Origin of the sequence: Brooklawnia cerclae (assembly GCF_011758645.1) — a bacterium.
Classification (GTDB): Bacteria; Actinomycetota; Actinomycetes; order Propionibacteriales; family Propionibacteriaceae; genus Brooklawnia; species Brooklawnia cerclae.
Genome location: NZ_JAAMOZ010000001.1, coordinates 1,839,012 through 1,854,044, shown reverse-complemented (window position 1 = coordinate 1,854,044; position 15,033 = coordinate 1,839,012). Strand labels below are relative to the sequence as shown.

The 15,033-nt window shown below is 68.5% G+C and carries 11 protein-coding genes; 8 read left to right on the top strand and 3 right to left on the bottom strand.

Annotated features, from left to right (window positions below):
• Positions 1-66: 66 nt before the first annotated feature.
• The 5 genes from FB473_RS08565 (at position 67) to FB473_RS08545 (ending at position 6,495) form a co-directional block, all read left to right on the top strand.
• Entirely contained in the window at positions 67-2,541 is a 2,475-nt protein-coding gene (locus tag FB473_RS08565) for an alpha-amylase family glycosyl hydrolase (RefSeq protein WP_167166473.1), read from the top strand.
• A gap of 35 nt (positions 2,542-2,576) precedes the next feature.
• Positions 2,577-3,362, top strand: a complete 786-nt coding sequence (locus FB473_RS08560; RefSeq protein WP_167166471.1) for an inositol monophosphatase family protein — start codon at positions 2,577-2,579, stop codon at positions 3,360-3,362.
• Positions 3,363-3,481: 119 nt separating this feature from the next.
• Entirely contained in the window at positions 3,482-4,495 is a 1,014-nt protein-coding gene (gene hrcA / locus FB473_RS08555; protein ID WP_167166469.1) for a heat-inducible transcriptional repressor HrcA, read from the top strand.
• A gap of 13 nt (positions 4,496-4,508) precedes the next feature.
• On the top strand, positions 4,509-5,726 hold the full coding sequence (dnaJ, locus tag FB473_RS08550; protein WP_167166468.1) for a molecular chaperone DnaJ: 1,218 nt from the start codon (positions 4,509-4,511) through the stop codon (positions 5,724-5,726).
• 31 nt (positions 5,727-5,757) lie between these two features.
• Positions 5,758-6,495: a 16S rRNA (uracil(1498)-N(3))-methyltransferase gene (locus FB473_RS08545; RefSeq protein ID WP_167166466.1), complete on the top strand. Its 738-nt coding sequence runs from the start codon at positions 5,758-5,760 to the stop codon at positions 6,493-6,495.
• A 15-nt stretch (positions 6,496-6,510) separates the two neighbouring features.
• On the opposite strand, the gene FB473_RS08540 is transcribed toward FB473_RS08545, so the two are convergent.
• Positions 6,511-7,869 carry a metallophosphoesterase gene (locus FB473_RS08540; protein ID WP_341770077.1) on the bottom strand — a complete coding sequence of 453 codons (1,359 nt, stop codon included), beginning with the start codon at positions 7,867-7,869 and terminating at the stop codon, positions 6,511-6,513.
• Between the two features lie 132 nt (positions 7,870-8,001).
• Between FB473_RS08540 and FB473_RS08535 the strand changes: the two genes are divergently transcribed.
• Entirely contained in the window at positions 8,002-8,955 is a 954-nt protein-coding gene (locus tag FB473_RS08535; protein WP_167166464.1) for a diacylglycerol/lipid kinase family protein, read from the top strand.
• Position 8,956: 1 nt separating this feature from the next.
• The gene (locus FB473_RS08530) at positions 8,957-11,722 is read left to right on the top strand and encodes a DEAD/DEAH box helicase (protein ID WP_167166462.1); all 2,766 of its coding nucleotides are present in this window, start codon (positions 8,957-8,959) and stop codon (positions 11,720-11,722) included.
• 84 nt (positions 11,723-11,806) lie between these two features.
• Here FB473_RS08530 and FB473_RS08525 read toward each other — a convergent pair whose 3' ends face one another.
• Positions 11,807-12,922: a type IV toxin-antitoxin system AbiEi family antitoxin domain-containing protein gene (locus FB473_RS08525; RefSeq protein ID WP_167166460.1), complete on the bottom strand. Its 1,116-nt coding sequence runs from the start codon at positions 12,920-12,922 to the stop codon at positions 11,807-11,809.
• Between the two features lie 75 nt (positions 12,923-12,997).
• Positions 12,998-14,008 (bottom strand): aldo/keto reductase family protein, encoded by a 1,011-nt coding sequence (locus FB473_RS08520; protein WP_167166458.1) that lies wholly within the window; start codon positions 14,006-14,008, stop codon positions 12,998-13,000.
• A gap of 98 nt (positions 14,009-14,106) precedes the next feature.
• Between FB473_RS08520 and hisF the strand changes: the two genes are divergently transcribed.
• On the top strand, positions 14,107-14,874 hold the full coding sequence (gene hisF / locus FB473_RS08515) for an imidazole glycerol phosphate synthase subunit HisF (protein ID WP_167166456.1): 768 nt from the start codon (positions 14,107-14,109) through the stop codon (positions 14,872-14,874).
• Positions 14,875-15,033: the final 159 nt, after the last annotated feature.

Here is a 15,033-nt window from a genome sequence, read left to right as displayed (position 1 = left end):
TCGAGGTCGGCAGGTACGGCATGTTGATGGCTCCCGCATGGCATTCGATCGGGCTATGTTCGGACCATGACTGATCAGGCGCAGCCGCCCAGGGCTACACCGGTCGCCCCCGAGTCGTGGGGGAACGCGACGTGGCCGCTCGGCGCCACCTGGGATCCCGAGCGCGGGACCACCTCGTTCGCGGTCTTCGCACCCGACGCGGTCCGCGTCCTCCTCGAGTTCTATCCCACTGATATCGGGTCGGACGCCTCGTCGAGCGTCGACACCGTCCAGGACGCTTTCGGCATCTGGCGGGCGGAGCTTGCCGGTGCAGCCCCCGGCACCTTTTATGCCTATCGCTGCTGGGGCCGCAACTGGCCCAATGACCCGGCGTGGACGCCCGGTTCCCTGGCCGGCTTCGAGTCGGATCGGGATGCCGACGGAAACCACTTCAATCCCAACAAGGCGCTGCTCGATCCGTATGCGCGGGAGATCAGCCACGTCCCGCTCAGCCCGCGGCTGAAGGCGCTGGGCGTCGACCACGGCGTCTTCGGAACCGGCGGGGGCGACTACCGGGGCAGCGTACGTCGCACCGTGGACACCGGACGCTATGCCCCGAAGGGCATCGTCGTGCACGACCAGACCAGTCCAGGGGAGCATCCCCGCATCCCCGCGCAGGATGCGAGCGTCTACGAGGCTCACGTCAAGAATCTGACGATGCACCCGTCGGCGGGCTCCCTGGCCTCGCTGCTCGCAGGCGAGGCCGGTTTCGACGGGGTGGACGACGTTCCGGAGGATCTGCGCGGTACCTACGCGGGTGCCGCCTGTCTCGCGGGCTACCTCAAGGGGCTCGGGATGACCACGATCGAGCTCCTGCCGGTGCACGAGACCGACTCCGACCAGGCGGGTGCGGTGAACGGGACGACGAATCATTGGGGCTACATGACCCTGGGGTTCTTCGCACCCAATCGCGACTACGCGTCCGACAAGTCACCGGGCGGTCCCACACGCGAGTTCAAGCAGATGGTCAAGGCATTCCACGACGCCGGGCTGGAGGTCTATCTCGACGTCGTCTACAACCACACCAGCGAGGGTGGCAACTGGGACGGCGACACCGATTCGGCGGGCTTCGTGAGCTTCGGTGGCTTCGCGACGACGAGGTACTACGACCTGACCGCCGACGGTCACATCGTCGACGGCGCGACGGGCTCGTCCAACCAGACGAACTTCTCCAGCGAGGCGATGTGCCAACTGGTTCTCGACTCGCTGCACCATTGGCATCACGACATGGGCGTCGACGGCTTCCGGTTCGACCTGGCGACCGTGCTGGGCAGGTTCCCGGCGCTGTCGGGCCCCGAGGACTGGGGTGGGCGGCGCCGCTTCTTCACCGAGCACCCGCTGCTGCGCGACGTGGCCGACCTGGCCGACCGCCGGGGATTCGAGGTCATCGCCGAGGCATGGGACCTGTGGGGCTACGAGGTGGGCAACTTCCCCCATGGCTGGGGGGAGTGGAACGGCCGGTTCCGGGACGCCATGCGCCACTACCTCAAGGGGGACGGCAACGCGCGTCCGTTCGTCGAGCTGTTCAACGGCGACTGGCTGCACTTCAACGACAACGGTGGCCCACAGAAGTCGATCAACTTCATGACCGCCCACGACGGGTTCACCATGATGGACCTCGTCGGCTTCAACCAGAAGTCGAACGGGCAGTCCTACCCGTTCGGGCCGTCCGACGGCGGCAGTGATTCCAATCTGTCGTGGGACTCGGGCGGCGACCACGCTCTGCGCCGGACGCGCTGGCGCAACAGTTGGCTGGTGACGCTGCTGGCCCACGGGGTGCCGATGGTGGTGTCGGGGGACGAGTACGGGCGCACCCAGAACGGCAACAACAATCCGTGGAACCTCAACACTGTGGGCGTGTGGAACAACTGGGCGCAGGCGGTCTCGGACGCACCCACGCGCGTGGCGGTCGATCCCGGTGACCCGGGTGCGGGCGCCTACTACGACCTGGTGGGACAGTGCCCGACGGCCCCGGATGTGAATCCGCTGTTCCGGTTCGCTCGCTTCGTCGCGCACCTGCGCCGCCTCGACCCGACCCTGCGTCAGAACACCTGGGCCGACGGTCTGCCGCAGACCCCCGACGTCGCCTACCTGTTCCAGCGTCCCGACATGTCCGGCCAACCGGGGCCCGCGGACAGGCAGTTGAGCGTCCTCGTCGACGGGTCGAGCGTCGGCGGCACCGACTACCTGGTGCTGGTGAACATGTACACCCAGCCGGGCAGATTCGTCGTGCCGGGGCAGCCCGATTCCCTGCGGCTCGGCCTGACCTGGCGCAGGATCGTCGACACGGCCGGCTGGGCGGAGCCGGTGTGCAACGTGTGGGCGCCGGACGAAGCCGAGGTGATAGCCGGCGACTACGTCGTCCAGCCCTGGTCGATCGCCGTACTTGCGGCGATTCCGGACGATTCGCCGCTTCATACCGATGTGTTGGCCGGCATCGCGACAGGTCGTGGCGGCCGGTCCGGCGCGACCACGGCACCTGTACCACAGCCCGGGACCTGACCTGTCCCGGAACGAACCGATGGGAGAATGGCGGCATGCAGACCGACGAAGTGCTTGAGCTCATTCAGCATGTGGCAGCGGAGGTCATCAACCCCCGTTTTCACGCCCTCGCGAGCGGGGACATCGAGCAGAAGAGCCCAGGTGACTTCGTCACGATCGCCGACCGCGAGGCCGAGCAGCTGCTCACCGCGGAACTGCGGGCACGCGAACCGGGCTGCCTGGTCGTGGGGGAGGAGGCGACGTTCGCGAATCCCGACATCCCGAACGGCCTGGCCGACGCCGAGGTCGCCTACACCGTCGATCCGGTCGACGGAACCGGGAACTTCGTCCACGGTTCGCCCAAGCATGCGGTGATGATCGCCGAACTGCGCCGCGGCGAGGTCACCCGCTCGTGGATCTGGCAGCCGCAACTGAACAATGCCTGGGTGGCCGAACGCGGTGCGGGGGTCACACACAATGGCGAGCTCGTGACGCGCGGACCGATCAACCAGCGGCCGTTGGGGGCGACCTCGCGGCGCGGCTGGCACGGATACGACGCGGGCGGCCGGCTGGCGCCCGTCACCGACGCCAGCTTTTGCGCGGGCGTCGACTACCCGATGCTCGCGATGGGCGAGATCGACTTTCTCACCTACCTGCGTCCCAAGCCGTGGGATCACATGCCCGGATACCTGATCGTCACCGAGCTGGGAGGGACGACGCTCGATGTCGAGGGCCGTCCCTACGGGCCTGACACCCCGTATCAGACGACGATCGTGGCGGCCGCCAGCCCCGAACTCGCGCAGAAAGTGGCGGATCTGTGGCGTCCCCAGTGGGACAGGTGAACTCGGTCGGTACTCGGGCGTTGCGCTAGCATTGGCACTCGTGAATCCGGAGTGCCAGGATCGGGCTTGTGCCCGGGTGGGCGCCCGGGCCGTCGTCTCGGCAGCGGAGGGAGGGGACCATGCTGGATGAGCGCAAGCTGGAGGTGCTGCGGGCGATCATCACCGACTACGTCTCGACCCACGAGCCCGTCGGGTCGAAGGCGCTCGTGGAGCGGCACCGCCTCGACGTGTCGCCTGCCACCGTGCGCAACGACATGGCCGTGCTGGAGGACGAGGGATACCTCACCCAGCCGCACACCAGCGCCGGACGCGTCCCCACGGACAAGGGATATCGCCTGTTCGTCGACCGGCTGGGCGCCATCAAGCCGATGTCCATGGCCGAGCGGAAGGCCATCTCGACCTTCCTGTCGGGGGCCGTCGACATCGACGACATCGTCCACCGCACCGTGCGCCTGCTGGCACAACTGACCCAGCAGGTCGCGATCGTGCAGTATCCGGCGTCCGTATCGACCACGTTGCGCCACGTGGAACTGGTCAGCCTGACCACCGATCGGGTGCTGGTCATCGTCATCGACTCCACCGGGCGCGTCGAACAGAGGTCGGTGATCCTCGCCGATCACACCGACGAGGAACTCGACGCGTGGCGCGACCGGCTCAACGCCGCGATCGTGGGCAAGACGCCTGCCGAGGCGGACGCAGACCTGGCCGACGACTTCCTCCAGCCGGAGGACGCCGTGCGTGTGGGCCCGATCGTGTCCGGCGTCCGCTCGATGCTGGAGGCCGATCCGTCCAGCGAGGTGGTCGTCGCCGGAGTACCCAACCTGACGCGCTACGGCTCGTCCTACGAAACGGCCATCCGGCCGGTGCTCGAGGCGATCGAGGAGCAGGTCGTCCTCCTGCACCTGCTGGGGGAGGCGGTCTCCAGTAACCCCAGCGACGTCGCCGTGCGCATCGGCCAAGAGAACCCCTACGCCGCCCTGCACTCGACCTCGCTGGTCGCCAGCGCCTACGGTCCTGACGACACACGCGCTACCCTCGGCGTGGTCGGTCCCATCTATATGGACTACCCGTCGACCATCGCCGCAGTGCGGGCTGTCGCCCGTTACGTCGGGCGCTTCCTGGCAGAAGGATGAACGAAGACCCACAATGAGCTCTCCCGACTACTACACGATCCTCGGCGTGTCCCGTGACGCCACTGCGGAACAGATCAAGAAGGCCTATCGCAAGATGGCCATGAAGGTGCATCCGGACGTCGCCACCGATCCCGATGCCGAGGAGAAGTTCAAGCAGGTCAACGAGGCATACGAGGTGCTCTCGGATCCCGACAAGCGGGCCGTCTACGACCGGGGTGGCGACCCGATGTCGCGCGGGGGCGGCGATCCGTTCGGCAACATGGGCGGGTTCAGCGGATTCTCGTCGTCCTTCGGGGGCGGTGAGGGCTTCGACATCGGAGACCTCTTCGGTGCGATGTTCGGGGGCGCGACGGCCAGCCGCGGCCCGAAGTCGCGAGTCCGCAGGGGCCAGGATCAGCTCATCCGCACGCAGCTCTCGTTGTCGGAGGCGGTCTTCGGGGTGACGAAGGCGTTGCGCTTCGACACCTACGCCGTCTGCCAGGTCTGTCAGGGCAGCGGTGCGGCCGGCGACAAGGAACCGGTCACCTGCCCCCAGTGCCACGGACGCGGCGATGTCATCGTCGTCCAGCGTTCGATCCTCGGCGAGATCCGCACCTCTCAGCAGTGCCCGACCTGTCAGGGCTTCGGCAACATCATCCCCGAGCCGTGCCCGGAGTGCTCAGGCCAGGGCCGGGTGGCCACGAGCCGCACCCTCAACGTGAAGATCCCGGCGGGCGTCGACACCGGCAACCGCGTGCACCTGCAGGGTCAGGCCGAGGTCGGGCCCGGCGGCGGCCCGGCCGGAGACCTGTACGTCGAGATCCAGGTGATGGCTCACGACGTCTTCCGCCGCGACCGGGAGAACCTCGAGATGGTGGTGCGGGTACCCATGTCGCTGGCCGCGCTCGGCACCTCGGTCGACGTCGCCACGCTGGAATCCGAACTGCCCGACTGCCCTGAGGATCGCCGCACGGTGACCCTCGACGTGCCCGCGGGCACCCAGTCGGGGGCGAGGCTGGTGCTCAAGGGGTACGGCGTGCCGAGCCTGCGCGCCAACCGGCGCGGGGAGAACCCGCGCGGCGACCTCGGGGTCACGCTGCTCGTCCAGACGCCGACGAAGCTGGACGACGACCAGCGTGACCTGCTCGCGCAGCTCGCGCGTCTGCGGGGCGAGGAATCCGGCCCCCAGGTGGTGACCAAGCAGGAGGGGAAGGGCTTCTTCGATCGCCTGAAGGATGCCTTCAGCTCCTGATCACCTGACGGCGCTCCAGCGGGGGGATTCCATGACCGACGCGCTCTACCTGGCCGAACTCGGCCGGGCCGTACTCGGGGGCACGATCGAGATCGGCGGGGACGAGGGACGTCACGCCGCGGTCGTCAAGCGCACCAGAGTCGGGGAGCGGGTGCTCGTCGCCGACGGGTTCGGACGCGCTGTTCGCGGCACCGTCACCGAGGTCTCCAAGCAGGGCATCACCGTCCGGGTGGACGAGGACGTGCGCGTCGACGAGCCCCGGCACCTGTGGGTGGCTGTGCAGGCCCTCGCCAAAGGCGATCGCTCCGACATCGCCGTCGAGTCGCTGACCGAGCTGGGCGCGTCCGAGATCATCGCCTGGCAGGCGGCGCGATCGGTCGTGCGCTGGGAGGGCAAAGCCGACAAGGGCGTGGGCAAGTGGCAGGCCACCGCCCGCGAGTCGACGAAACAGTCGCGGCGGTTCACCGTGCCCCGGGTGTCGTACGCGGCGACCGCGGACGTCGTCGCCCGCATCGGCGCGGCCGACCTGGCGCTCGTGGCGCACGAGGATGCCACCGCCGGGTTGTGGGAAGTGGAGCTACCGGCGTCCGGCGAGGTGCTGGTGATCGTCGGTCCGGAAGGCGGGATCGCCCCGGACGAACTCGCCGCGTTCACCGCGGCCGGCGCCGTCCCCGTGAGCCTGGGCGAGGGCGTGCTCCGCACGTCGAGCGCGGGTGTCGTGGCGCTCGCCCAGTTGCAGGTGCTGGCGCGGCGGCCAGGCTCGGCGTAATAGCCAGGCTCGGTCTCAGACCAGCAACTCGGTGGGCTGCTCGCGTTCCGATGGCTGAAGGCCCGACAGATCGCAGTGCACCACGTGGTTGCGGTCGGCCGTCGTCCCCAGCATGAAATGGGGGCCGATGCCGAGCATCTGCCACCGGCTGCGGTAGAGCCAGTCGAGGGCGTCGGGGTAGGCAGGGCGCCAGAAGTTGAGGATGTAGCCGCCCTCGTAGAGGTGGACGACCGCGTACCCGCCCGGATAGGCAGCGCAGGCGGCGTTCTCGATGTAGTTGGTCTGCGAGGTGAACAGGTCGGCGCGGTCGCGGCGCATCCGATGGGTGTGGCCCGCGTGGTGGAGGAACACCCCTGGGGCGTTGTTCTCCAGGATCTGCAGGCGCAGCCGGTCGGCGCCGCGCAACATGAACTGAGGCCCCGAGACCGACGACCACGCCGCATCGGTCGTCACCGGGTGATGGGTGCAGGCGATGGTGGGACGGTCGGGATCGGCCTGCAACTCCGCCATGATCTGGTCGTACTGATCGGGCAGGATCCATCCGCCGCCGGAGCCGTGCGTCGAGTCCATCGCGAGGATCCGCAGCCCACTGGCCTCGCACACCTTCTGCGTCTCCTGGTAGCCGACGAAGGCCTCGCCGAACGGGTCGGCGTCGCGTCGCGGATGATCATGGTTGCCGCGTGTGGCCACCCAGTCGACGCGCTGGGCACCGTACTCGTCCAGCATCTCGCGAGCCCGGCGCACCTGCTCGGACGTGTTGTCGTAGGTGAGATCGCCATTGACCACCAGCAACGGCGAGGCGTAGCGGTCCTGGAGGTCGCACAGCGCCGCGGCGAACATCAACTCGGCGTAGTCGGACTGGGTGTCCTCGGGCCTCACCGAGGTCGGCAGCGCGCCGAGCACGATGCCCTGGCGCCGCTCCCCGATATGGATGTCGTTGGCCAGGGCGATGGTGGTCAGATAGCGCCCCGACGGGGGGAGCAGAGTCGTGAACTCGCCGTTGCGCTCGTTGGTGCCGCGCCGCGTTGCCGGACGCAGCCCCGGGCCGGCCTGCCGGCCGTTCGAGGTGGCTCGGAACCGATAGGTGCGCCCCGGTTCGAGACCCTTGATCTCGACCACGTGGAACGCGCGCGGGGTCGGGTCGTCGTGCACGAGGACGAAAGGCTCCCCGGGGGGTCCCAACTCCAGCCGTGTGTCACTGGGGAGCGGGGCGGGCACACCGTGCAATCGGTAGGGGGCGCGCGTGATCCAGCTGATGACGACGCTTGTCGGCGTGACGGTGGACACTTCCAGGTCGGTGACGACCAGACGAGCGCTCGTCGGGGCCGCGACCGGTGCGGCGGCGAGCCGAGCGCTCGGCGAAGGGAGACTCACACCTGCCAAAGCTACACGGTCGTGGCGTACGGCCGGCAAAACCCAGGTGTCGGCGCGGCGTCGAGCCGGTGAGCGGCACCGCACCGGCGAAGAGATGGCCCGGCGCGCTCGCGGTGACGTAGAGTCGCGAGCATGTCGTCCATCGAGCCTCGCCAGCGGGTGGTGACCATCGTGGTGAATCCTCGTTCTGGTCGCGGGCGCGCGGGGCGTCTGCTGCCCAGAGTCGTCGCCGCCCTCGACGAGGCGATGCCGGACGCGGTGGTGCGCGTCATCCGGACACGCGACTACGCGGACGCCCGGGAACGAACCGTCGGCGTCGTGGCCTCGGCGGCACCGCCCGCCCCAGGATCGCAACCCGACGTGCTGGTCATGATGGGCGGTGACGGCATGGCCAGCCTCGGCCTCAACGCCTGTGCGGGCTCGCACGTGCAACTCGGGATCATCCCGGCGGGTACCGGTGACGACTTCGCCCGTGGGGTCGGCATCCCGCGCAGGCCTCTCGCCGCAGCGGCGGCCATCGCGGCCGGGCGCACGCGGCGCATCGACCTCACGCTGGCGCGAGGCGCGATCGCAGGCGGTGGCGATCGTCGCTACATCGGGTCGGTGGTGTCGAGCGGCTACGACGCCCGGGTCAACTACCGCGTCAACCATGCGCGCCTCAACCTCGGCTCGGCGTCCTACGCGTCGGTGGTGCTGTCCGAGATCGCGCACCTCGTCCCACTCGACTATCGCCTCGTCGTCGACGGCACGGTGCGGGAGGAGCCAGCGGTTCTCGTGGCGATCGGCAATGCCGGTTACATCGGCGGGGGCGTCCACATCTGCCCGGACGCCGATCCCGCCGACGGCCTGCTCGACGTCACCCTCATCAAGCCGGTCAGCCGCATGACTCTGGTGCGTCTGTTCCCCCAGCTCTACCGGGGTGATTTCGTCCACCATCCCGCCATCGAGCGGTTCCGGGCTCGCGAGGTCGTCCTGGACGGCGACGGGCTCATCCCGATGGCCGACGGTGAGGAACTCGGCCAGGCTCCGCTGCGCCTCACCTGTGAGCCCGGCGTGCTGGAAGTGCTCGTCGGGGACGGAGCCTGAGATGACTGAGACTCCGGATGGCGAGCGGCGCTCGGCCGGGCTCGTCGACGAGTTCGCGTCGGGGTACGGATTCGCGTTCGACGACTTCCAGTCGACCGCCTGCCGGCACCTGACTGAGGGACGTGGAGTGCTGGTGGCCGCCCCGACGGGCTCCGGTAAGACCGTGGTGGGGGAGTTCGCGTGCTGGCTCGCCGTCGAATCGGGCCGTAAGTGCTTCTACACGACACCGATCAAGGCGCTGAGCAATCAGAAGTTCCACGATCTGGCCGCGCGTCTCGGCGCTGACCGAGTCGGCCTGTTGACCGGTGACACGTCGATCAACCCGGAGGCAGACGTCGTCGTCATGACGACCGAGGTGCTCCGTAACATGATCTACGCGCGCTCCCGCACCCTCGAAGGCCTGGGCTTCGTCGTTATGGACGAGGTGCACTACCTGGCCGACCGCTTCCGCGGTGCGGTGTGGGAGGAGGTCATCCTCGGGCTGGCCGCCGACGTGCGGTTGGTCTGCCTGTCGGCGACGGTGAGCAACGCCGAGGAGTTCGGCGAATGGCTGGACGAGGTGCGCGGCGGCATGGAGGTGGTGGTGAGCGAGCGGCGTCCCGTGCCGCTGTTCCAGCACGTGCTCGTCGGGCGACGCCTCTACGACCTCTTCGACCAGCAGGCGCCCACCCAGGTGCCGTTGCCCGGCGCTCGGGCCGATGTCAACCCGCAACTGGCACGCCTGGCCCGTGAGGAGTCCCGTCTCGTTCGTGACGATCGCCGGCGTCCGCGCGGACGCCGGGAACGTCGGCGGATCGAGGACGGCTACGCGGCCCGTCAGGGCTCGCAGGCCCCGACGAGGGTACGCCCACCGCGTCGGGACGGGGCGGTGGAGGCGCTTGCCGAGCGCAATCTGCTCCCGGCCATCTTCTTCGTGTTCAGCCGCCAGGGATGCGACCAGGCGGTGCGCCAGTTGCTGGGCTCCGGGATCGATCTGGCGACCCGGGACGAGCGCGTCCGGCTCCTCGAGATCGCCGAGCGTCACGCCGGTGCCCTGTCGGAGGCGGACAGACGGGCGCTCGACTGGGAGACTTTCACCGAGGCGCTCGGCCGGGGGATCGCGGCGCATCACGCGGGGCTCCTGCCGGCCTTCAAAGCGATCGTCGAGGAGGGTTTCGTCCAAGGCCTGATCAAGGTGGTGTTCGCCACCGAGACCCTGGCGCTGGGCATCAACATGCCCGCTCGCACCGTCGTCATCGAGAAGCTGGTCAAGTACAACGGCGAGACACACGCCGACCTGACTCCCGGTGAGTACACGCAGCTGACCGGCCGTGCCGGGCGGCGCGGGATCGACACCGAGGGTCATGCCGTCGTCTTCTGGCAGCCCGGTCTCGACCCGCGGGCGCTGGCGGGCCTCGCGTCGCGGCGTACGTATCCGTTGCGGTCGAGCTTCGCCCCCACCTACAACATGGCCGTCAATCTCGTGGGATCGGTCGGCAGACGGCAGGCCCGGGCGCTTCTGGAGCAGAGCTTCGCGCAGTTCCAGGCCGATCGTCAGGTGGTGACGATGGCGCGGCAGGCCACCCAGCAGAGCGAGAAGGCCGAGGCGTTGTGGGAGCAGGCCCAGTGCGATCGCGGCGATTTCCGGGAGTATGCGCGCCTGCGCGAGCACGTCAAGCAACTGGAGGGGGAACTGGTCCGGTTGCGCCGACGCGACCATCGTGCGGAACTCGCCGACGCACTGGCGGCGTTGGAGCCGGGCGACGTCTTCTGGATACCCGCGGGCAAACATCAGGGGTGGGCCGCCGTGATCCTGCCCGGGAACCGGAACACGCCCGAGCCGCGTGTGATGACTTATGACAGGCAGATCGTCCAGATCAGTGAACGTGACGTGAACGAGGTAGTCAGACCTATCTCGCGAGTGCGTATCCCCCGCAGGTTCGACCCGCATTCGGCGGCCGACCGCCGCGCACTGGGCAACTCGTTGCAGGCGCGGGCGGAGACGCTGGGATCACGTCCGCCCCGTGCGGAGCACACCAGACCGGACGAGGCCCTCGCGGACGAGGTCGCGGAGCTGAGGACACAGGTGCGTGCTCACCCCTGTCACGACTGCCCCCACAGGGAGGAACACGCGCGGTACGCCGAGGAGGCCGTGCGGCTGGAGCGAAGCCACGACGAGACCCGGCTCAAGACTCGTGCCAAGGTGAACTCGATCGCCGCGCGATTCGACCGGGTGTGTGGGGTGCTCGACTCTCTCGGCTATCTGGAGGGCGATCACGTCACCGAGTCCGGTGCCATGCTCGCGCGTCTGTACAACGAGCTCGACCTGGTGGTGGCGCAATGCGTCCGGCAGGGTGTGTTCGACGGTCTGAGCGTTCCGCAACTGGCCGCCGTGCTGTCGTCCCTGGTGTTCGAGGCCCGGCACACCGACGCCCGGACGCCGCACCGCATGCCGGACGACGAGAGCGAGGCCGCGCAGGTGGCGGTGCGCGCGATGTGGCGCGACATCGTGACGGTGGAGCGTGACAACCGGGTCGATCGCAGCCCGATGCCCGATATCGGGTTCGCCGAGCCGGCCTACGCCTGGGCCGCAGGTGAGTCCCTGGCGATCGTGCTCTCCCGCAGCCAGTTGCCCGCCGGCGACTTCGTCCGCTGGGTGCGCCAGGTGGTCGACCTCGCCGGCCAGATCGCCCAGGCCCCCGGCACCGGTGCGCTGGCGCGTTCCTGCCGTCAGGTGGTCGGCGCCATGCGGCGCGACATCGTCGACTTCGACCCGGACGAGGACTGAGCCGGTCGTCTGGCACCTCGGGTTCTCCATATCTGCGGACGAAATCTGTTGTTGCGGACAAGCTTTCGTCCGCAACAACAGATTTCATCCGCGGAACGTCGGTCGCTGATCCAGGAACCGTGCCAATCCGCGCGCGAAAGCGCGGCCGTCCCTCAGGTTGTCCCATATCCAGCGATAGACCCACCAGCCTTCCGCGCGGAACAGATTTTCACGCACCTTTTCTTTCATGACGATGTCGGCTGCTGTCCCGCCATCGGGGACGAGGCGGTCGTATTTGATGCGTCCGTCGAACTCGCCGAGCACGCGGTGATCGGGCCAAGCGAAGTCTGCGCGTCCCAGCACTCGGCCGCTGGCGTCCTGCACCTCGAACTGCAGCAGCGGGAGGGGCAGACCGGCTGCGATCATCCAGTAACGGCTGCGTGATTCACCCGGGCTCTCCGCCAGCGGGTTGGCATGGGCCAGAGCCCAGCGCGCTGTGGCTACGCCTTTCTTGTGGGACGCGGCGGACACCTGCTCGGCCAGCGCATCCGGGGTGCCGGCTTGCCGCCACGCGGCGTCCATCACCGCCAGCGCGGCGTCGCGGGGCAGGCGGCGGCTGACGTCCACCGCGGTACGGGCGAGGCTGGTTGTCAGTATGCCGTTGTGCTCCACCACGTCGAGATCGGCGAGCGGCTGGCAATGAGTGTGTGCCCACCGCTCGATGGTCCCGCCCGCGTTCCGGTTGCGAGTGACGTGGATCCGATCCAGCTGACTGGGCGGCACCGGCAGCCCCCACAGAATGGCCGCGGTGCCGTAACTGATCACGGTGTCGTCCTTGAGGAGGGACCGGGTGGTCTCGAGCAGAGCCAGGTGCCGCTGTTCGGGGGTGTCGGGCACGGTGCCCGACACGAAGCCGCCGTGGCGCACCCGAGTCAGTTCGCCATTGCGCACCGACTTTCGGATGGCCGGCTCTTCCATTCCCTGGGCGACCAGTTCGGAATAGCGAAATGTGTCCATGTCGCTACCGTCGCAGCAGATCACGCGGCTTCTGGGTTGTCCACAGGCCTCCGTGTTGTCCGTCCCGCACATGGTGTTGTCCGCCTGCGACGGGCCCTGCCCCGCCTCCGCCGGCCCCGATCGCCGGGAGCTCGCCAGACCGCGGTTTTTGCGGGCGAAATCTGTTGTTGCGGACGAGATCTTATCCGCAACAACAGATTTCATCCGCGGGTGCGGGGTGCGGGGTGCGGGGTGCGGGGTGCGGGGTGCGAGCGGGCGGGTGTGGGGTGGGCGGAGGGGTCAGGAAGGACGAGAGGTCAGGGTCTTCTCGGCAGTTCGCGCCGGGTCGCGCTCGACGGAGTCGGCGAGGATCTCGTCCACCTCGGTGAGCACCTCGGTGGGGATCGTGACACCGGCGGCCGCGGCATTGCTGGCGATCTGTTCGGGACGGCTGGCTCCGACAAGGGCGGCAGCCACGTTGTCGTTCTGCAGCACCCATGCGACGGCGAACTGCGCCATGGTCAGCCCGAGTTCGTCGGCCAGGGGCTTGAGGCGTTGGACGCGCTCCAGCGTCACCTGGTCGTCCACCAGCCGCCGGCCCAATGCCGAACCGGCGGGGGAGGCCGCCCTCGATCCAGCCGGAACCTCGCTCCCCGGCAGGTACTTGCCGGTCAGCAAGCCCTGAGCGATCGGGGACCAGACGATCTGCGAGATGCCGAGCTCGCGGCAGGTGGGCACCACCTGGTCCTCGATCACGCGCCACAGCATGTTGTACTGCGGCTGGCTGCTCACCAGCGGCACGTGCAGCTCGTCGGCCAGCGCCTTGCCTGCGCGGATCTGATCAGCGGTCCACTCGCTGACACCGATATAGAGGGCCTTGCCCTGGCGCACGATGTCGGCGAAGGCCAGCATGGTCTCCTCGAGCGGGGTCTCGATGTCGTAGCGGTGCGCCTGGTAGAGGTCGACGTAGTCGGTGCGCAACCGTCGCAGCGACCCGTCGATCGACTCCATGATGTGCTTGCGCGACAGCCCGCAGTCGTTCGGGCCCTTCGGGCCGGTCGGCCAGTAGACCTTGGTGAAGATCTCCAGCGATTCCCGGCGCTGCCCCGACAGCGCTTCCCCGAGCACGCTCTCGGCAAGCGTGTTGGCGTAGACGTCAGCGGTGTCGAAGCTCGTGATGCCTGCGTCCAGAGCGGCATGGACGCAGGCGATGGCGGTGTCGTTGCCGATCTGGTCACCGTGGGTGATCCAGTTGCCGTAGGTGATCTCACTGATCTTCAGTCCCGAGTTTCCCAAGTACCTGAATCGCATGTTCTGACTCCATTCCTCACGAGTTCACGGATCGCACTGCCCATCCAACCCCATGGACCGTGCTCGTGAGCGTCCGGGAGGTCGGATAGCCTGGACAAATGGCTGTGGCGATCCGTGTCATCCCCTGCCTCGACGTCACCGATGGGCGTGTCGTCAAGGGGGTCAACTTCGCGAACCTGCGGGACGCCGGCGACCCGGTGGAACTCGCGGCTCGCTACAACGAGCAGGGCGCCGACGAGGTCACGTTCCTCGATATCTCGGCATCCGCGCGCGGCCGTGAGACGACCCGCGAAGTGGTCACCCGGTGCGCGCAGAGCGTGTTCATCCCGCTGACCGTTGGCGGTGGGGTGCGCGGCGTGGACGACGTGGACGCGCTGCTGCGTTGCGGGGCCGACAAGGTCGGCATCAACACCGGGGCGATCGCTCACCCGGACGTCATCGACGAGATCACAGGACGATTCGGCAACCAGGTGCTCGTCCTCAGCCTCGATGCCCGCCGCGAGGCCGGGATGCCCAGCGGGTTCGGCGTGACGACGCACGGCGGACGGCGGTCGGCCGGTCTCGACGCGCTCGCCTGGGTACGGGAGGCCGTCGATCGTGGGGTCGGCGAGATACTGCTCAACTCGATGGATGCCGACGGGACGACCGACGGGTTCGACATCGAGATGATCGAGGCCGTGCGTGCCGAGGTGGAGGTGCCGTTGATCGCCTCGGGTGGGGCGGGCACCGTCCAGCACTTCGTCGAGGCGGCGCAGGCAGGGGCGGACGCGGTGCTGGCAGCCAGCGTCTTCCACTTCGGTGTGCTCACCGTGGCCGAGGTCAAGGCCGCGTTGGCCGATGCGGGCTTCCCCGTCCGGCTCGTCTGATGCCGATCGGGCTGTGGGCACAGCGTCCCGAATGCCGAGATGAGGTTTTGGCCGATCGGCGTGCGACGTGCCATCATGCATGTGTGATCGATCGACAGGATCTCGTAATTTCTTAGGCGCTTCGTCCGCTGACGGAGCGCCACCCTCGCATGCCACGCC

Excerpts from the sequence above, each read along its gene's own strand:
- FB473_RS08565 (WP_167166473.1), top strand. The coding sequence starts at position 67 with ATGACTGATCAGGCGCAGCCGCCCAGGGCTACACCGGTCGCCCCCGAG.
- FB473_RS08560 (WP_167166471.1), top strand. The coding sequence starts at position 2,577 with ATGCAGACCGACGAAGTGCTTGAGCTCATTCAGCATGTGGCAGCGGAG.
- hrcA (WP_167166469.1), top strand. The coding sequence starts at position 3,482 with ATGCTGGATGAGCGCAAGCTGGAGGTGCTGCGGGCGATCATCACCGAC.
- dnaJ (WP_167166468.1), top strand. The coding sequence starts at position 4,509 with ATGAGCTCTCCCGACTACTACACGATCCTCGGCGTGTCCCGTGACGCC.
- FB473_RS08545 (WP_167166466.1), top strand. The coding sequence starts at position 5,758 with ATGACCGACGCGCTCTACCTGGCCGAACTCGGCCGGGCCGTACTCGGG.
- FB473_RS08535 (WP_167166464.1), top strand. The coding sequence starts at position 8,002 with ATGTCGTCCATCGAGCCTCGCCAGCGGGTGGTGACCATCGTGGTGAAT.
- FB473_RS08530 (WP_167166462.1), top strand. The coding sequence starts at position 8,957 with ATGACTGAGACTCCGGATGGCGAGCGGCGCTCGGCCGGGCTCGTCGAC.
- FB473_RS08525 (WP_167166460.1), bottom strand. The coding sequence starts at position 12,922 with ATGAAATCTGTTGTTGCGGATAAGATCTCGTCCGCAACAACAGATTTC.
- FB473_RS08520 (WP_167166458.1), bottom strand. The coding sequence starts at position 14,008 with ATGCGATTCAGGTACTTGGGAAACTCGGGACTGAAGATCAGTGAGATC.
- hisF (WP_167166456.1), top strand. The coding sequence starts at position 14,107 with ATGGCTGTGGCGATCCGTGTCATCCCCTGCCTCGACGTCACCGATGGG.